Genomic DNA, 17551 nt, shown 5'->3' on the forward strand with positions numbered 1-17551 from the left:
GATCGTCATCGATGTGAGGATCGTCATCGATGTGAGCGAAGACCGCAACCAGCCGATGGTGCTCATCAACCCCGAAATCGTCTGGGCCAGCGAGGAAACGCGTGTCGGCGACGAAGGTTGCCTGTCGGTGCCCGGTATTTATGATGGGGTGGAGCGCTCCACGGCGATCAAAGTCCAGGCCCTGGACCTGGACGGCAAGTCCCAGGTGTACGAAGCCGAGGGCATGCTGGCGGTCTGTATCCAGCATGAGATGGACCACCTGCTGGGCAAGGTGTTTGTCGAATACCTCTCTCCTTTGAAGCGCAACCGCATCAAGACCAAAATGATCAAGCAGAAGAAGGACGAAGACCGCGAGGCCGCCCACTGAGCGTTCGCCGGCCGTTTGCCGGCACGCGGGCTTTGCCGCCCGCAGTCCGGGATTTCCCTAGGACTCTTTAGAATCAGGCGCCATGCGCGTCATTTTTGCCGGTACCCCTGAGTTCGCCCGAGTCGCTGTCGAAAGATTGCACGCCGCCGGTTTTGAGATTCCCCTGGTCCTGACCCAGCCCGACCGCCCCGCCGGCCGCGGCATGAAATTGCAGGCCTCCCCCGTCAAGCAATGGGCTGAAACCGCCCATATCACGGTCGCCCAGCCCCGCAGCCTGCGCCTGGACGGCAAATTCCCCGATGACGCGGCCAGCGCCCGTGAGGCCATCACCGCCGCGCGTGCGGACCTCATGGTGGTCGCGGCCTACGGCCTGATCCTTCCGCAATGGGTACTGGACACGCCCAGGCTGGGCTGCCTCAATATCCATGCGTCCTTGCTGCCGCGCTGGCGCGGCGCGGCGCCCATCCACCGCGCCATCGAGGCCGGCGATGCGCAAACCGGCATCACCATCATGCAAATGGATGCCGGGCTGGACACCGGTGACATGCTGCTGGTGGACCGATTGCCCATCGCCGCGCAAGACACCACGGCCTCCCTGCACGACGGGCTGGCCGGCCTGGGCGGGCGGCTCATCGTCGAGGCGCTGGAACTCGCGGCCTGCGGCGGTCTCACGGCCACGCCCCAGCCTTCGGAGGGCGTGAGCTACGCCCACAAGATTGAAAAACACGAGGCCATGATCGACTGGATGCAAAGCGTCGCCGTGCTGGAGCGCCGCATCCGCGCCTTCAATCCCTTTCCGGGCGCGGCCGGCGTGCTGGCGGGCCAGACCCTCAAGTTCTGGCGCGCCGAAATCCTCGCAGGCGCGGCCCGGCCCGCCGGTGCGGAGGCCGGCCAGGTGCTGGCCGCCACTGCAGAGGGCATAGACATCGCCGCCGTGGACGGCGTACTACGCGTGAGCCGGCTGCAGAAAGCCGGCGGCAAGGCGCTGGATGCGGCCGATTTTTTGCGCGGTTTCGACATCCGGCCCGGCATGGTGTTCAGCCAGGCGCCGGCAGGTCAACAGGAATGAGGGTTTTGTGAAAACATTGTTCAAGCATCCGGAGTTCCGGGTAGGGGCCAGCGAACTCGCGGCGGTGGCGCCCGGCATTGCCGCCTGGGGCCTGATGACGGGCGTGGCCATGGCCAAGTCGGGCATGAGCCTGATCGAGGTGTTGCTGATGGCCATCCTGGTGTTTGCCGGCAGCTCGCAGCTGGCGGCCCTTCMGCTCATCGTGGCAGGCGCCCCCATGTGGGTGATCCTGGCGACCTCGTTTTGCGTCAACCTGCGTTTCATGGTCTTCAGCGCCCATCTGCGTCCCTATGTGATGCACCAGAGCCTGTGGCGGCGCCTGATTTACGGCTACGGCATGGCGGACCTCAATTACGTGCTGTTCACCAAGCGCTTTCCGCACCCTTCCACCGACCCGCTGGTCATCCGCGGGCAAGAGGCCTACTGGGCCGGCAGCTGCGGGGTCAGCTGGGTCAGCTGGGTCGGCGCCAGCCTGCTCGGCATCGCGCTGGCCAATTCCATCCCGCTGTCCTGGGGGCTGGGCTTCGCCGGCATCCTCGCGCTGCTGGGCATCATGTGCTCGCTGGCCACCACCCGGTTGCGCGTGGTGTCGGCCGGCATCGCCGGCGCGGCTGCCGTGGCCACCTTTGCCCTGCCGCTCAAGCTCAACATCCTGGTGGGCATCGCCGCAGCGGTGGCCGTCTGCCTCTTGCTGGAAAAACCAGTGCCGGCCAAGCCCGCCGCGCCCGCGCCCACGCCCGGAACAGGAGACGCCGCATGAACCAGACCGACCTCTGGACCGTGGCCACCATCCTCGGCATGACGGCGATCACCGTCCTCACGCGCTGCTTCTTTTTTCTCTCGGACAAACCCTGGACCTTGCCGGCCTGGGCCCAGCGCGGCCTGCATTACGCGCCCATCGCCGCGCTGGCCGCGGTCATCGTGCCGGAAATGGTGATGACCCAGGGCCATCTGATCGCCACCTGGAAGGACGCGCGCCTTTTTGCCGTCATTGCGGGCACGGCCTGGTACTACTGGCGCCACGGCGTGCTGAGCACCATCCTGGCCGGCATGGCGGTCTACCTGCCGCTGCACATAGCCCTCGGCTGGTAGGTAAGCAAACGCAAAGGCGCCTCGCGGCCGGGTTTACGGGGAAAACGCCCGCCTACAATTGCGGCAGCTCAGGCCGGCGCCGGCCTGAAAATCCACTTCCCTTGCGAGCCGTTTCCATGAATTTCATCCGTTTTTCCGACCTGTGCGCCAGCGGCAAAGTTGCCGGCAAGCGCGTGTTCATCCGTGCCGACCTCAATGTGCCGCAGGACGACGCCGGCAACATCACCGAGGACACGCGCGTGCGCGCCTCCATTCCCTGCATCCAGATGGCGCTGGACGCCGGCGCCGCCGTCATGGTGACCTCCCATCTCGGGCGGCCCGTGGAAGGCGAATTCAAGCCGGCCGACTCGCTGGCCCCCGTGGGCAAGCGACTGGGCGAACTCATGAAACGCGAAGTGCCGCTGGCCTCCAACTGGGTCGACGGCGTGGACGTCAAACCCGGCCAGCTGGTGCTGCTCGAGAACTGCCGCCTCAACAAGGGCGAGAAGAAGAACAGTGAAGAGCTGGCGCGCAAGATGGCCGCGCTCTGCGATATTTTTGTGCACGATGCCTTCGGCACCGCCCACCGCGCCGAAGCCTCCACCTACGGCATCGCGCAGTACGCGCCTGTGGCCAGTGCCGGCCCGCTGCTGGCGGCTGAAATGGACGCGATCTCCAAGGCGCTGTCCAGCCCGCGCCGGCCGCTGGTGGCCATCGTCGCCGGCAGCAAGGTGTCGACCAAGCTCACCATCCTCAAATCGCTGGCCGCCAATGTCGACCAGCTCATCGTGGGCGGCGGCATCGCCAACACCTTCATGCTGGCCGCCGGCCTGAACATCGGCAAAAGCCTGGCCGAAGCCGACCTGTTGGCCGAGGCCAAAGCCGTGATCGAGGCCATGAAGGCGCGTGGCGCCGAAGTGCCCATCCCGACCGACGTGGTCACCGCCAAGGCCTTTGCCGCCGACGCACCGGCCACTGTCAAAGCCGCGACCGAGGTGGACGACGACGACCTGATCCTCGACATCGGCCCGCAAACCACAGCCCGGCTCGCGGCGCAGTTGATGGCTGCCGGCACCATTGTCTGGAACGGCCCTGTCGGTGTCTTCGAGTTCGACGCCTTCGCCAAAGGCACCGAAGGCATTGCGCGCGCCATCGCTGATAGCAGCGCGTTCTCCATCGCCGGCGGCGGCGACACGCTGGCCGCGATCGCCAAGTACGGCATCGAAAAGCAGGTGGGCTACATCTCCACCGGCGGCGGCGCTTTCCTCGAAGTGCTGGAAGGCAAGACGCTGCCGGCCTTTGAGATTTTGCAGAAACGCGCCGCAGGCTGAGCGCTTTCGCCGTCTGCGACAAGGGGCTGTAATGGCCCCGGCGGCCAAATTGGTAACGCCTCCGTAACTGTTTCCGTGTGAAAATCGGAAACTAAATTACATGGAGACATTTCCTATGCCGCGTCGCGCCACCAAGATCGTTGCCACCCTCGGACCCGCCTCCAGCGACCCCGCACTGCTGGAGAAGATGATCCGCGCCGGCGTCAACGTGGTGCGCCTCAATTTCAGCCACGGCACCGCACAAGACCATGTGGACCGGGCCAAGCTGGTTCGCGAAGCCGCCCAGCGCGCCGGTCGTGAAGTCGCCATCATGGCCGACCTGCAGGGCCCCAAGATCCGCGTCGGCAAGTTCGCCGAAGGCAAGGTCCAGCTCGAGCCCGGCGAGAAATTCATCCTTGATGCCTCCCGCACCGAGCCTGGTGACCTCAGGGGCGTCGGCCTGGACTACAAGGAACTGCCGCGCGACGTCAAAGCCGGCGACGTGCTGCTGCTCAACGACGGCCTGATCGTGCTCACCGTCGACGTGGTGCGCGGCGAAGAAGTGCACACCACCGTCAAGCTGGGCGGCGAGCTGTCCAACAACAAGGGCATCAACAAGCAGGGTGGCGGCCTGACCGCCCCGGCGCTCACGGCCAAGGACATGGAAGACATCAAGACGGCCATGAGTTTCCAGGCCGACTATGTCGCGGTGAGCTTTCCCAAGAACGCCACCGACATGGAGATGGCGCGCCAGCTCTGCAACGTGGCCGCCGCGCCCTACAAACACAAGCCCGGCCTGATCGCCAAGATCGAGCGCGCCGAAGCCATTCCCAAGCTCGAGGAAATCCTGCGCGTCAGTGACGGCATCATGGTGGCCCGCGGCGACCTGGCCGTGGAAGTCGGCAATGCCGCCGTGCCGGCGCTGCAAAAACGCATGATCAAGATGGCGCGCGCCGGCGACAAGGTCGTCATCACCGCCACGCAGATGATGGAGTCCATGATCGTCAACCCGGTGCCCACGCGCGCCGAGGTCAGCGACGTCGCCAACGCGGTGCTGGACGGCACCGACGCGGTGATGCTCAGCGCCGAAACCGCCGCCGGCAAATACCCGCTGGAGACGGTCGAGGAAATGGCCAAGATCTGCGAGGAAGCCGAGAAGGCCGAATACAAGGAGCTGGAGGGCGATTTTTCCGGCAAGACCTTCAGCCGCATCGACCAGTCCATCGCCATGGGCGCGCTGTTCACGGCGCACCACCTGGGCGCCAAGGCCATCGTCGCGCTGACCGACAGCGGCTCCACGCCCTTGTGGATGAGCCGCCACGACATCCGCGTCCCGATTTACGCGCTCACGCCGCGCCTGGCGACGCAGCGCAAGATGGCCATATACCGCAATGTGCGCCCCCTGCTGATGGACACCAGCGCTGACCGGGACACCGCGCTTGAACAGGCTGAAGGCCACCTCTTGCGCCGCAATATCGTGCAAAGCGGCGATGTGTACGCCATTACCTGCGGCGAGCCCATGGGCGCGCCGGGCGGCACGAACATGCTGAAGATCTGTAGGGTAGCCTGAACCTTTCCGCCTGGGCCTATGGTCCCGGCGCCGCGAGGGCGGGCACCCGAGCCCGAGCCGGCGATGGCCTTTGCGAAATCATTTGACTGACGACGCTGTCGACCAGCGCAGCCGAGGTCCAGCACAGCCAGGCGGTCCAGAGCGTGTGGCTCATGTAATGGGCGCCGCGCACCTGCTGGGCCAGGCCCAGCACCAGACCTGCCAGCAATGCACCGGCCAGCCAGCGTTGCGCCGTCCGGGGCAGGGTGTGGCGGGACGCAAAAAATCCACCGATAAAAGCAAAGCCCGCCGAAGCGTGGCCGGCCGGAAAGCAGCCGCCACTGCCGCCGTCGCGCACGCCCCAGGCCCAGTGCGATACATAGGCCACCGTGCCGCCGAACTCATGCAGCTCCCAGGGGCAACTGGTGAGGCTGTGCAGCTTGAGGGTGGAGACCACCAGCAGCGACACCAGTGTGGTCAGCGCCAGCTGCACGCGCCGCTCCACGGCCAGTCGCCGCAGGGCACCGAAAGGCCGCGCGACTGCTGCCAGCAGCCCCAGTTCCACCAGCCAGGGTAGCCAGCGGATATCGTCGTGTAGCGTGCCGCGCCAGAACCAGTGATTTTCATAGGCAAAGCCTGCCTGGGACCCGAACCAGCGCGCCATCCACAGGTCCAGGCCCGAATGGTCCCAGGCGAGTAACACCGCGAGGCTCAGCAGCGTTCCCAGGAAAACATGGGGCAAAACAGGGGCGCCATCGTGAAAGGATCGGGAAGCGGTCATGGGAATTTCGCGCAAGCATGTGGGCAGGGGATGCCGCAAGATAGTGGGAGCGTCTTAACTCATCCTTAAGGCCTTGCGGCGGGCCGCGAAAGCCCCCGCCGCCGGCCGAAGCGCCGACAATGGCGCGATGCGAATCCTGGTGGTGGAAGACGATGCCGGCATCGCCCTGGGCCTGCGGACCAATCTGCAGCAACGGGGCTATGCGGTCGATGTCTGCGCCAGCATGGCCTCGGCGTGGACGGCTCTTTCCGGCGAGCACTTTGACCTGGTCCTGTTGGACCTGGGCCTGGCGGATGGCGACGGCGGCGAGCTGTTGCTGCAGCTTCGGCATGTCCGCGCGGGCGCGCCCGGGGCGTTACCCGACCCGCTGACGCCGGTGCTCATCATGACCGCGCGCGACCAGGTCGCCGACCGGATTTCCGGCCTCAACCTGGGCGCCGACGACTACCTGGTCAAACCCTTTGACCTCGACGAGCTCGAGGCACGCATGCGCGCGCTGCTGCGGCGCGCGGCGGGCCGTGCCCATCCGCTGCTGGTCCACGGCGAACTGGTGATAGACCCGGCGGCCCGCACCGTGCTGCGCGCGGGTGCGGCCGTTGAGCTGGCGCCGCGCGAGTTCGCCCTGCTGCTCCTGCTGCTGGAGTCGCGCGGCCGGGTGCTGTCGCGCCAGCAGCTCGAAGCGCGCCTTTACAACTGGCAGGACGCCGTCGGCAGCAACGCGGTCGAGGTGCATGTGCACCACCTGCGGCGCAAGCTGGGCGAGGGCTTGATCCAGACCATGCGCGGCGTCGGTTATTTCATTCCGCGGGAGGACGACGCGTGAAGCCGGCTGTCCTTCCGCAGGCTTCCCTCACACGCCGCCTCCTGCTATGGGTGCTGGCGGCGTTGCTGCTGGTGTGGGCCGGCTTCGTGGCGGTGGGCTACCGGACAGGCGTCCATGAGGCGGGCGAGCTGACCGATGGGCACCTGGCCGGAACAGCGGCCTTGATGCTCAACCTGGATCTGCCGCCTTTCGTGGATGCCGCGCGGGAAACCCCCCGCCCCGTCCTTCCCACCCTCAAGAGCCACGACTACCAGCCTTCGCTCAGCGTGCTGGTGCGCGACGCCGGCGGCCGGCTACTGGCCCGCTCGGGCGATGCGCCCCTGCCGCCCTTCAGCGAGCGGCCCGGTTTCGCCGACCTGGAATTGGGTACGCCGCCGGCCACCTGGCGCAGTTTTTCGCAGTGGGACGCCTCGCGCGCGCGGCAGGTTATGGTGCTGGTGCGCTCCGACGAGCGCGATGAAATGGCCGCCGACGTCGCCGGCCAGCTGGCCGAGCCGGGTCTGTGGCTGCTGCCGGTGGTGGCGCTCGCGCTGGGCGTGGCCATCTGGCGCGGCCTGCGACCCCTGCAGGCGTTGTCGCGCGACGTGGCCGAGCTGGAAGTGGACAAGGCCGAGCGCTTGCAGGCGCGCCATCCCTATCGCGAGTTCAACTCGGTGGTGCGCTCCATCAACACGCTGGTGGGCCAGCAGCAGGCCTCGCTGGAGCGTGAGCGCGAGCTGGCCAGCGAGGTGGCGCATGAACTGCGTACCCCGCTGTCGTCCATTGCCCTGCAGGCGGCCTCGCTGCGCGGAGAACTCTCGCCGCCCGCGCGCGAGCAGGCACTGGCGCAGATAGGCGCCGACGCGATGCGCGCCGGGCACGTCATCGCCCAGCTGCTTTCGCTGGCGCGGGCCAGCCGCGGCGACCTGCAGCAGCAAATGCGGCGCCTGGACCTGGGTGCCCTGGCCGGGCAGGTAGTCGCCGGCTACGCGCAGGCCTCCTGGGAAAGCGGGCACACGCTCAGCGTGCAGGGCGAGGACGGGCTCGCGGTGCTGGCCCATCCGCTGCTGCTGGAGCTGGCCCTGCGCAATCTTGTCGACAACGCGCTGCAGCACACGGCCCGGGGTAGCGCCGTCTGTGTCCAGTGGGGCCACGACACCGACGGGGTGTGGCTGCAAGTCTGCGATGACGGCCAGTCCCGTCCGGGCGCCGCGGCGCCCTCCACCGAAAGGCTGGGCCTGGGCCACAAAATCGTCAGCCGCGTGATGGACGTGCACGGCGGCCGCTTTGCGCAGATACCCGCGCCCGTGCCTTTTACACGGTGTTACCGCATGGTTCTGCCGCTAATTCCCTGAATAACCCGCCTTCACGCAGCCGTTAGAATGAAGACCTCGGTTACTTCGCGGTTACGGCCCATAAAGGCAGCCCTCGTGCTGCGCGGCCTTCCGCCGGGAACCCGCCTTTTGGGCAGCGTTTTTAACTTTCTGGGGATTTTGATCATGGCACTCGTTTCGATGCGCGAGCTGCTGGACCATGCGGCAGTCAACGGCTACGGCATTCCGGCTTTTAACGTCAACAACCTCGAGCAGGTGCAAGCCGTCATGGAAGCGGCCAAGGAAACCGGCGCACCGGTGATCCTGCAGGCCAGCGCCGGCGCGCGCAAATATGCCGGTGAGCCCTTCATCAAGCACCTGATCCAGGCGGCCATCGAGATGTACCCCAACATCCCGCTGGTCATGCACCAGGACCACGGCCAGAACCCCGACGTCTGCCAGGGCGCCATCGACCTCGGTTTTTCGTCGGTGATGATGGACGGCTCGCTCGAGGCGGACGGCAAGACCATCGCCAGCTACGACTACAACGTCGAGGTGACAAAAAAGGTCTCGCAGCTGGCCCACAAATATGGTGTCACCGTGGAAGGCGAACTCGGCTGCCTCGGCTCGCTGGAAACCATGAAGGGCGACAAGGAAGACGGCCACGGCACCGACGCCACCATGACGCGTGAGCAACTGCTGACCGACCCGGAGCAGGCCGCCGACTTCGTCAAGCGCACGCAGATCGACGCGCTGGCCATCGCCATCGGCACCAGCCACGGCGCCTACAAATTCACCCGCAAGCCCACCGGCGACATCCTGGCCATCGACCGCATCAAGGAAATCCACAAGCGCATTCCGAGCACCCACCTGGTGATGCACGGCTCCTCGTCGGTGCCGCAGGAGCTGCTGGCGCTGATCCGCCAGTACGGCGGCAACATGAAGGAAACCTACGGCGTGCCCGTCGAGGAAATCCAGGAAGCCATCAAGCACGGCGTGCGCAAGATCAACATCGACACCGACATCCGCCTGGCCATGACGGCCGCCGTGCGCAAGTTCCTGGCCGAGAACCCCGAAAAGTTCGATGCCCGCGAATGGCTCAAGCCCGCGCGCGAAGCCGCCAAGCAGATCTGCAAGCAGCGCTACATCCAGTTCGGCTGCGAAGGCCAGGGCGCCAAGATCAAGGGCGACACCCTGCAGGTCGTGGCCGCCAAATACGCCAAGGGCGAACTGGCTCAAGTCGTCCATTGAAAATTCCCGCCGTCCGCCCGCGCGGATTGGCGATAATTCAAAGCCCGCGGACTCTTGCGAGTCGCGGGCTTTTTACTTTGACCCTTCTCCCATGCCTCCCACCATGACCCAAGCACTCCACACCTCCGCCCTGACTTCCCTGCCCCTGCTCGCGCGCGGCAAGGTGCGCGATAACTATGCCGTGGGCAAGGACAGGCTGCTGATGGTGGCCAGCGACCGGCTCAGCGCTTTCGACGTCATCCTGGGTGAACCGATTCCCGGCAAGGGCGCGCTGCTCACGCAGATGGCACTGTTCTGGTTCGGCAAGCTGGGCCATATCTGCCCCAACCACCTGACCGGCGAATCGCCCGAAAGCGTGGTCACGCCGGCCGAAGTGCCACAGGTGGTGAACCGCTCCATGCTGGTCAAACGCCTGAAGCCGATTCCAGTCGAGGCCGTGGTGCGCGGCTACCTGGCCGGGAGCGGCTGGAAGGAATACCGGGAAAGCCAGGCGGTTTGCGGCGTGCCCCTGCCCGCGGGCCTGAAGAACGCCGGCAAGCTGCCCGAGCCCATCTTCACGCCGGCCGCCAAGGCCGAAGCCGGGGAGCACGACGAGAACATCAGCTACGAGCAGGTGGTCAAGGTGGTCGGCCCCGAGCTTGCCGCGCGGATAAAAAAAATCAGCATCGAGATCTACAGCACCGCCGCCGCCTTCGCGCTGACCAAGGGCATCATCATTGCCGACACCAAATTCGAATTCGGCCTCGACGAGGACGGCACGCTGACGCTGATGGACGAGGTGCTGACCCCCGATTCATCCCGCTACTGGCCCATCGAAGGCTATGAAGCCGCCTACGCGGCCGGCCAGAACCCGCCCAGCTACGACAAGCAGTTYGTGCGTGACTGGCTGGAARSCGTRCGCATCAACGGCAAGCCYTGGGACAAAACRCYGCCCKCGCCGCACCTKCCGGCCGATGTGGTCGCCAAAACGGCCGCCAAGTACCAGGAAGCGCTGACCCGGYTGACAGCCTGAAGCGCAGGCCTGGCCCGGCGCCGCGATGGAATTCCTGCTGGAACTGCTGTTCGAGTTTTTCGGTGAGCTGTTCCTGCAGCTCTTCGGCGAGATGTTCGGCGGCGCTTGCAAAGCCGCCTGGTACAAGCTGCGCGGCCGCGACCATGAGTTGACGGCGACGCAGGAGGCCAGCTGGTCCGTCATGACCGGCATTGCCGCCGGCGTGCTGACGGTGCTGGTCGTGCCCCACCTGGCGATTCGCCTGCACTGGCTGCAGATCCTCAACCTGCTGCTGGCGCCCGTGGTGGCGGGCCTGCTGGTCGAACGGCTGCGCGCCTGGCGCGAGTCGCGCCGCGAGTTCAGTGTCGAAGTAGCCGGCTACGCCGCGCTGTTTGGTTTTGCCTTCGCGCTGACCCGCTGGCTTTTCGGCCAGTAGGGCCTAGCTCAACACCACGCTGGACAATCGCCGGCGGTAGGTGGCCACGGTCGGGTCTTCGGGCGGAATCTGCCCGTCGGCGACCTTGGGTTTGGGCGCTTCCATGACGTCAAGGACGGCGATATAGGTCTTGCGCGCGAGTTCCTCGCTCCAGGCTTTGTCGCGCATCAGGATTTCCAGCAGTTCGTCGAGCGCGTCGGTCCAGCGCTGCTGGGCCATCAGCCCACGGGCCTTGTCAAAACGCGCTTCGAAATCCCGCTTGTTGGCCGCGATCCTGGCGTCCAGGCCTGCCGCGGCACCCGCGCCCTGGGTGGCGGCAAAGTCCATCGCATCCATCCAACGCTTGAGCGAGTCAAAACGGCGCACCACCGTGGTTTGCGCGATCACCGGCGCGAAGGCCACCTTGGCGTCGTCCTCGCGGCCCACCTGCAGCAGCAGCTTCACGTAATCGAAGCGTGCGTTGTCGTCGGCCGGGTTGGCGGCCACCGCGTGCTGCAATTTTTCAAGCACGGCGGCAGGATCGGTGCTTTCTTCCTCGAGCGCCAGTTCCTGCTCCTCGGCCAGTTCGTCCGCCGGCGGCAGGTGCTTGTCGAGGAACTCCTTGACCTTGCCCTCGGGCAGGGCGCCGGCAAAGCCGTCCACCGGCTGGCCGTTCATCATCAGGATGCAGGTCGGGATGCTGCGGATGCCGAAAGCCGCGCCCAGCTGCTGCTCCTGGTCGGAATCTATCTTCACGAGCTTGAAGCGCCCAGCGTATTCCACTTCCACTTTTTCCAGAATCGGGCCCAGCGACTTGCAGGGGCCGCACCACGGCGCCCAGAAGTCGATCAGCACGGGGGTGGTCATGGAGGCGGCTACGACTTCCGCTTCGAAATTGKCAATGGTGACGTCTATCATGATTTCTGGAAATTGGGGCTGGAAAGAAGGGTTTCAACCGCCGTGGCGCCTCTTCGCCTACGCCGAAGCCGCCCAGGGCCGCGGCCTGCAGGCCATCATCGCCGGCGCCGGCGGCGCCGCCCACCTGCCGGGCATGCTGGCCGCCAAGACGGCCGTGCCCGTTCTGGGTGTGCCGGTGGCCAGCAAGCACCTGCAGGGCGTCGATTCGCTGCACAGCATCGTGCAGATGCCCAAGGGCATTCCCGTCGCCACTTTTGCCATCGGCAATGCGGGTGCGGCCAATGCGGCCCTGTTTGCCGTCGCCATGCTGGCCCTGCACGACAAGGCACTGGCCGCCAGGCTGCAGGCCTTCCGCGCCGAGCAGACCGCCGCCGCCCACGCCATGACCCTGCCGCCCGCATGAGCCTTCCTTCCGGCCTCCCCGTTTTCCCCGGCACCGTTTCCGCTTCCGGCCAGCCCGCCACGCTGGGCGTGATGGGCGGCGGCCAGTTGGGCCGAATGTTTGTGCACGCCGCGCAGCGCCTGGGCTATTTCACCGCGGTGCTGGATCCCGACGCGCAAAGCCCCGCGGGCCTGGTGAGCCACCACCACATCCAGACGGGCTATGGCGACGAACAGGGGCTCAAGCAACTGGCCGCACTGTGCGCCGCCATCACCACCGAATTTGAAAACGTGCCCGCCGCCGCGTTGCAGGCGCTGGCCGCCAGCCGCCCCGTGGCGCCGRGCGCCGCCGCCGTCGCCATTGCGCAGAACCGCATCTGGGCCGGCCTGAAGCAGGCTTCTTGCGTGCTCGAAAAAATGCTGCCGCTCAAGGCCGAGTGCTCGGTCATCGTGGCGCGCGGCTGGGACGGCCGCGTCGTGGGCTTCGCGCCCCAGCGCAATGTGCACGTCGACGGCATCCTGGCCGTCACCCAGGCTTACGAGGGCAATATGCCTGCGGCCCTGGCGCAACGAGCATTGGCGGCCACCCACACCATTGCCCATCACGTCGGCTACGTCGGCGTGCTCTGCGTCGAGTTTTTCCTGGTCGACGACGGCAGTGCCGACGGCGCGCTGGTCGTCAATGAAATGGCGCCGCGCCCGCACAACAGCGGCCACTACACGATGGACGCTTGCGACGTCTCGCAGTTCGACCTGCAGGTGCACGCCATGGCCGGCCTGCCGCTGCCGCAGCCGCGCCAGCATTCGCCGTCCATCATGCTGAACCTGCTGGGCGACGTGTGGCTGGACGCGCAAGGCCARGCCCGCACACCCGACTGGCAGGCCGTGCTGGCCCTGCCCGGCACGCACCTGCACCTTTACGGCAAAACCGAAGCGCGGGCCGGCCGCAAGATGGGCCACCTCAACATCACCGGTGCCGACGTCGCCTCCGTCGAGGCCACGGCACGCCAGGCGGCAGCCATCCTGGGGCTGCCCGGGCTTGAAGACATCTGATGATTCTGCCCGGCACCGACCCGCAGGCCATTGCTGAGGCCGCCCGCCGCATCCAGGCCGGCGAGCTTGTCGGCTTCCCGACCGAAACGGTGTACGGCCTGGGCGCCGACGCGTCCAGCGACGCCGCCGTCGCCGGGATTTTTGCGGCCAAGGGCCGGCCCGCCGACCACCCGCTCATCGTGCATGTGGCCGACGCCGCGCAAGTGAATGATTACGCCACCGGCGTGCCGCCTTTTGCCGCGAAGCTGATCAAGGCCTTCTGGCCCGGGCCGCTCACCGTGATCCTGCCGCGCAAGCCCGGCGTGGCCGCCGCCGCGGCCGGCGGGCAGGATTCCATCGGCCTGCGCTGCCCCTCGCACCCGGTCGCGCTGGCTTTCCTCAAAGCCTGCAACACCGGCGTCGCCGGCCCCAGCGCCAACCGCTTCGGCCGCGTCAGCCCCACCACCGCGCAGCATGTGCAACAGGAGTTCGGCGACAGCCTGCTGGTGCTGGACGGCGGGCCCTGCGACGTCGGCATCGAGTCCAGCATCGTCGACTGCACACGCGGCCGGCCCGTGTTGCTGCGTCCGGGCGTGCTCACGCGCGCGCAGCTTGAGGCCGCCTGCGGCGAAGCGGTGCTGGGCAAGGACGAGTTCGAGCAGGAGGCCCTGGGCCTGGTTGGCGATGCGCCGCGCGCCTCCGGTACGCTGGAGGCGCATTACGCGCCCAACGCCAAGCTGCGCCTGATGGACGCCGGGCCGATCCAGACCGCACTCGATTTGCTGGGCGCCGAGGCAGCCCACATCGCTGTCTATGCCCGCAGCATCGTGCGCATCAAGTCCGAGCGGGTGCTGTACCGCCGCATGCCCGACGACGCGCTGGCCACCGCCCAGCAGCTGTTCGCCGTGCTGCGCGACTTCGACGCCAAAGGCGTCAAGCTGATCTGGGTGGAAAACCCGCCGCCTGATGCGGAATGGGACGGCGTGCGCGACCGGCTGGGGCGGGCTGCCGCGAGCTGAAGCGCGTTTTTTCGCGCGCCGCTATCATGGGCCGGCACACCGTCATCAAAGGTGATCCCCATGCTCTCCATCCTCATCACCATCTGGTTTCTTCACGTCGCGGCCATGATGAGCCCGGGCGCCAACGTGCTGCTGGTGTCGCAGCTGGCCGCCAGTGATCGCGCGCGCAGCGCGGTCTTCGCGGCCCTGGGCGTAACAGTAGGTGCCGCCATCTGGGCGCTGTGCGCGGTGCTGGGAGTCAATGCGGTCTTCCAGGTATTTCCGGGGCTGCGCCTGGCGCTGCAGGTGGCCGGCGGGCTTTACCTGCTGTATGTCGCGAGCCGGCTCTGGCGTGCCGGCGGGGTGGCGCTGGGCAATACCGGCCCGACGGTGTCTTCGCCGGCGGCTTTCAGGCTGGGCTTCCTGACCAACATCACCAATCCCAAATCGGCGCTGTTTTTCGGGAGTGTGTTTGCAGCCTCCTTCCCGGCGGCACCCAGCGCGGGCCTGCAAGCCGCGGCGGTGGCCATGATCGTCACCAATGCCCTGTGCTGGCACATGCTGCTGGCCTATCTGTTCTCGCGTGAGCGCGTGCGGCTGGCGTATTCGCGCTCGCGCGTCGCGGCCAACCGCATCGCCTCGGTTGCCGTGGGTGCGTTGGGCCTTGGGTTGCTGGCGGCATCTTTGCGCGAAGCGCGTTCCTAGCTGGAGCCGCTCACAAAACCCAGCGAAGCGGTCCTGGCAAGGCGGCGCAACAACGCCAGGAGGATTTCGTGAGCGGCTCTCAGGGCAACGCGAATTGCGCGTCGGGCTCCGGCTCATCCGGCCCGCCCCGGCTTCCTTCGCCAATCCACTGCAGGTAAGCAGTTGAACCCGCGGTGATCGGGATCTGCACGATCTCGGGCGTCTCGTAGCTGTGGTGCGCCCGGATAAAAGATTCCAGCGCCTTGAAACCCGCGGTCCTCGTCTTGACGGACAGGCGCTGTTCCGGTTCGTCGCACAGCACGCCTTGCCAGCGATAAATACTGCGGATGGCCTCTATCTGAACGCAGGCGCCCAGCCCGGCCTCGACGATCCGGCGCGCCAGTGCCTCGGCTTGCTGCACGGTGGAAACCGTGGTCAGGACCAGGCAATAGCCGGGTTCGTTGAAGCTTGACATGCCGTGAGCTCCGGTGGGTTGTCGGTATAGACAGACAGAAACCGCGGGAAGCGCGGAAAGTGCCCAAATTTCAGGCATTGTGACGCAGGCCGCGCCAAATGGTGCTCTCGTCTTCCAGCCCCGGCGTCATCAACAGACTTGTCCACAGGCGGCAGGGATAACTCGGGCCTTCAGGCCTAGCGTGGTACTTCTTTCACCGCCCATTCCAGGAGCGCATCCAGCGCTGGCCGCGCAGCGCCAGCGTTCGGATGGTTGATCAGGCCCACCACGATATAGCGCGCGCCGCTGTGGCCGTTGGCGTAGCCCGCGATGGCTGTTACGTCGCGCAGCGAACCGGTTTTCAGGAAGGCCAGCCCCGCCACGTTCTTGCCGCGCTCGCGCAGCGTGCCGTCCACGCCCGCCACCGGCAGCGAATCAGCCAGGTCCGCGGCCAGCGGGCTTCTGGCGGCATGCAGCAGCAGGGCCCCAAGGCCTGCCGCCGTCACGCGCTCCTGGCGGCTCAGGCCCGATCCGTTGTCCATCACCGGCGGCGGCGTGCCCGGCAGGTTTTTTTTCCACCAGGCGGCCAGCGCGGCGTGCGCCGAGTCGAGCGTGCCGCTTTTGGGCTGGCCGAGGCTGGCATGCAAGCCCAGCGTCAAAAACAGGTGCTGGGCCATCACGTTGTTGGAATATTTGTTGATGTCGCGCACCACTTCCAGCAGCGGCGGCGACTGGTGCTCAAAGCGTATCGAGGCTTTTTCGCCCGAGATCGTGCCGGTGCTGCGCAGCATGGCCAGTTCCTGCGGCGTGGCGTCGCGCGCCGTGCCGGTCAACAGGCCGCCCAGTTGCCGCCACGAGCCTTCGATGGCGCGCGCGGCAAAGCTGGCGGGGTCGGCATAGGCGCTGGGCCAGATCTTTTCGCCGCAGGCCGATGAATAGGTTCCCAGGAATTCGATGTTGACCGGGTTCTCGACGCTGGCGCGCAATTCGCTGCGCCAGTCGCCGCAGCGGGCCACGCGCACCAGGGGCACGCTGGCGCCCACCTGCACGCCCGCCAGCGGCGGCTCGTAGCGCACCAGCGCGCGGCCGCTGGGCAGGTCCGGCGTGAACGTCATCACGATGGACTTGAAGTTGATCAGCAGTGCATCGGGCCTGGCGTTGTAGGGGCGCAGCGGCTCGCCGTCGAACTCGCCCGGGTCGGTGGCCGGCACGCTGAAGGCGCTGCGGTCCAGCACGATGTCCCCGCGGACCACCCGCGCGCCGCCGGCCTGCACCTGGGCCAGCAGGGCCTGCAGGCGCTCGACGACGAGCTTCGGGTCTCCCCCGCCCTGCACCACCAGGTTGCCGTTGAGCAGCCCGCCCGAGGTACTGCCGTCCAGGATGATGCGGGTCTTCCAGGTGAAATCGCGCCCCAGCGCATCGAGCGCCGAGTAGGTAGTGACCAGCTTCATGACCGAAGCCGGGTTCATCGGCGTGTCGATGCGCCAGCTCAGGCGCGGCACCGGTTTGCCGCTGGCCGCTTCAACCACCAGCATGGACACCGCGTCGCGCGGCACCTTGGCGCGCGCCAGGGCTTTTTCAACCGGGGCGGGCAGGCGCGGGGCTTGCGCCAGGGCGGCGCGGGGGACGAAGGGCAGGGCGGCGATCAGCGCGGCGGCCAGAAGGCGCAGCGCAACAGGGTGCGGCGTGCGCGGGCGCGGCGGGTCTTGGGTCATGCGAGGATTATCGCGGCAGCCCACCGGCCATTGGCGGGGATAATCGGGTGCATATGCCCGGTAGTCCTTGATTCAAGCGCTGCCGGCCCCTGGTAGACCCGCTCTGACCGAATGCCGCAATTCCTCAAATTCCTCGCCTTTGACACCAGCACCGACCGCATGTCGGTGGCGGTGACCGACGGCGTGCGCAACTGGCAGCACAGCGGCCCCGGCGGCGCGCAGGCCTCGACCACGCTGATCCCGGCCATTCTCGCGCTGCTGGCCGAGGCCGGGCTGGCACTCGGCGAGCTGGATGCCATCGCCTTCGGGCGCGGGCCGGGCTCCTTCACCGGCCTGCGCACCGCCTGCGCCGTGGCGCAGGGCCTGGCGCTGGGTGCACGGGACGGCGCGGGCATGCCGGTGCTGCCCATAGACACGCTGATGGCCGTGGCCGAGGAAGCGCGCTTTCAG

General features: G+C 67.0%; 20 protein-coding genes. 16 read left to right on the plus strand and 4 right to left on the minus strand.

Annotated elements, in window-relative coordinates:
- The 6 genes from def to pyk form a co-directional block, all read left to right on the plus strand.
- Nucleotides 1–367, plus strand: a 367-nt coding sequence (gene def / locus AC1D0P_RS13625) for a peptide deformylase (protein WP_477677229.1), incomplete at its 5' end; no start/stop codon positions are given.
- Between the two features lie 82 nt (nt 368–449).
- Nucleotides 450–1436: a methionyl-tRNA formyltransferase gene (fmt, locus tag AC1D0P_RS13630; protein WP_477677230.1), complete on the plus strand. Its 987-nt coding sequence runs from the start codon at nt 450–452 to the stop codon at nt 1434–1436.
- 7 nt (nt 1437–1443) lie between these two features.
- On the plus strand, nt 1444–2196 hold the full coding sequence (locus AC1D0P_RS13635) for an AzlC family ABC transporter permease (protein ID WP_477677231.1): 753 nt from the start codon (nt 1444–1446) through the stop codon (nt 2194–2196).
- A complete protein-coding gene (locus tag AC1D0P_RS13640; RefSeq protein WP_477677232.1) occupies nt 2193–2528 on the plus strand; it encodes an AzlD domain-containing protein in 336 nt (111 codons plus the stop codon). Before AC1D0P_RS13635 ends, AC1D0P_RS13640 begins: the two co-directional genes overlap by 4 nt.
- A 116-nt stretch (nt 2529–2644) precedes the next feature.
- On the plus strand, nt 2645–3838 hold the full coding sequence (locus AC1D0P_RS13645) for a phosphoglycerate kinase (RefSeq protein ID WP_477677233.1): 1194 nt from the start codon (nt 2645–2647) through the stop codon (nt 3836–3838).
- A 115-nt stretch (nt 3839–3953) separates the two neighbouring features.
- On the plus strand, nt 3954–5387 hold the full coding sequence (gene pyk / locus AC1D0P_RS13650) for a pyruvate kinase (RefSeq protein WP_477677234.1): 1434 nt from the start codon (nt 3954–3956) through the stop codon (nt 5385–5387).
- Between the two features lie 16 nt (nt 5388–5403).
- Here the strand turns inward: pyk and AC1D0P_RS13655 are convergent, their stop codons facing one another.
- On the minus strand, nt 5404–6147 hold the full coding sequence (locus AC1D0P_RS13655; RefSeq protein ID WP_477677235.1) for a phosphatase PAP2 family protein: 744 nt from the start codon (nt 6145–6147) through the stop codon (nt 5404–5406).
- Between the two features lie 127 nt (nt 6148–6274).
- On the opposite strand from AC1D0P_RS13655, the gene AC1D0P_RS13660 reads away from it, so the two are divergent.
- The 5 genes from AC1D0P_RS13660 (at nt 6275) to AC1D0P_RS13680 (ending at nt 10940) form a co-directional block, all read left to right on the plus strand.
- Nucleotides 6275–6970: a response regulator gene (locus tag AC1D0P_RS13660; RefSeq protein WP_477677236.1), complete on the plus strand. Its 696-nt coding sequence runs from the start codon at nt 6275–6277 to the stop codon at nt 6968–6970.
- Nucleotides 6967–8304 carry a histidine kinase dimerization/phospho-acceptor domain-containing protein gene (locus AC1D0P_RS13665; protein ID WP_477677237.1) on the plus strand — a complete coding sequence of 446 codons (1338 nt, stop codon included), beginning with the start codon at nt 6967–6969 and terminating at the stop codon, nt 8302–8304. The genes AC1D0P_RS13660 and AC1D0P_RS13665 overlap by 4 nt, the downstream gene beginning before the upstream one ends.
- A 144-nt stretch (nt 8305–8448) precedes the next feature.
- Nucleotides 8449–9513, plus strand: a complete 1065-nt coding sequence (gene fba / locus AC1D0P_RS13670; RefSeq protein WP_074579197.1) for a class II fructose-bisphosphate aldolase — start codon at nt 8449–8451, stop codon at nt 9511–9513.
- 103 nt (nt 9514–9616) lie between these two features.
- The gene (locus AC1D0P_RS13675; protein WP_477677238.1) at nt 9617–10525 is read left to right on the plus strand and encodes a phosphoribosylaminoimidazolesuccinocarboxamide synthase; all 909 of its coding nucleotides are present in this window, start codon (nt 9617–9619) and stop codon (nt 10523–10525) included.
- 25 nt (nt 10526–10550) lie between these two features.
- Nucleotides 10551–10940: a hypothetical protein gene (locus AC1D0P_RS13680; RefSeq protein WP_477677239.1), complete on the plus strand. Its 390-nt coding sequence runs from the start codon at nt 10551–10553 to the stop codon at nt 10938–10940.
- Nucleotides 10941–10943: 3 nt separating this feature from the next.
- Here the strand turns inward: AC1D0P_RS13680 and trxA are convergent, their stop codons facing one another.
- Nucleotides 10944–11837 carry a thioredoxin gene (gene trxA, locus AC1D0P_RS13685; RefSeq protein WP_477677240.1) on the minus strand — a complete coding sequence of 298 codons (894 nt, stop codon included), beginning with the start codon at nt 11835–11837 and terminating at the stop codon, nt 10944–10946.
- Between trxA and AC1D0P_RS13690 the strand changes: the two genes are divergently transcribed.
- From AC1D0P_RS13690 to AC1D0P_RS13705, 4 genes are read left to right on the plus strand one after another with little or no spacing between them, the layout of a single operon-like run.
- The gene (locus tag AC1D0P_RS13690) at nt 11836–12240 is read left to right on the plus strand and encodes an AIR carboxylase family protein (RefSeq protein ID WP_477677241.1); all 405 of its coding nucleotides are present in this window, start codon (nt 11836–11838) and stop codon (nt 12238–12240) included. The two genes, trxA and AC1D0P_RS13690, sit on opposite strands and share 2 nt — an antisense overlap.
- Nucleotides 12237–13271 carry an ATP-grasp domain-containing protein gene (locus AC1D0P_RS13695; protein ID WP_477677242.1) on the plus strand — a complete coding sequence of 345 codons (1035 nt, stop codon included), beginning with the start codon at nt 12237–12239 and terminating at the stop codon, nt 13269–13271. Before AC1D0P_RS13690 ends, AC1D0P_RS13695 begins: the two co-directional genes overlap by 4 nt.
- Nucleotides 13271–14269, plus strand: coding sequence for an L-threonylcarbamoyladenylate synthase (locus AC1D0P_RS13700; RefSeq protein WP_477677243.1), 999 nt, complete (start codon nt 13271–13273; stop codon nt 14267–14269). Before AC1D0P_RS13695 ends, AC1D0P_RS13700 begins: the two co-directional genes overlap by 1 nt.
- A gap of 60 nt (nt 14270–14329) precedes the next feature.
- A complete protein-coding gene (locus tag AC1D0P_RS13705) occupies nt 14330–14953 on the plus strand; it encodes a LysE family translocator (RefSeq protein WP_477677244.1) in 624 nt (207 codons plus the stop codon).
- 79 nt (nt 14954–15032) lie between these two features.
- Here the strand turns inward: AC1D0P_RS13705 and cutA are convergent, their stop codons facing one another.
- Both cutA and dacB read right to left on the minus strand, forming a co-directional pair.
- Nucleotides 15033–15407, minus strand: a complete 375-nt coding sequence (gene cutA, locus AC1D0P_RS13710) for a divalent-cation tolerance protein CutA (RefSeq protein ID WP_477677245.1) — start codon at nt 15405–15407, stop codon at nt 15033–15035.
- 176 nt (nt 15408–15583) lie between these two features.
- Nucleotides 15584–17101, minus strand: a complete 1518-nt coding sequence (gene dacB / locus AC1D0P_RS13715; RefSeq protein WP_477677246.1) for a D-alanyl-D-alanine carboxypeptidase/D-alanyl-D-alanine endopeptidase — start codon at nt 17099–17101, stop codon at nt 15584–15586.
- Nucleotides 17102–17212: 111 nt separating this feature from the next.
- On the opposite strand from dacB, the gene tsaB reads away from it, so the two are divergent.
- Nucleotides 17213–17551: tRNA (adenosine(37)-N6)-threonylcarbamoyltransferase complex dimerization subunit type 1 TsaB (gene tsaB, locus AC1D0P_RS13720; protein WP_477677247.1), on the plus strand; the 339-nt coding region annotated here is incomplete at its 3' end.

Source organism: Polaromonas sp. P1_G2, assembly GCF_056405515.1.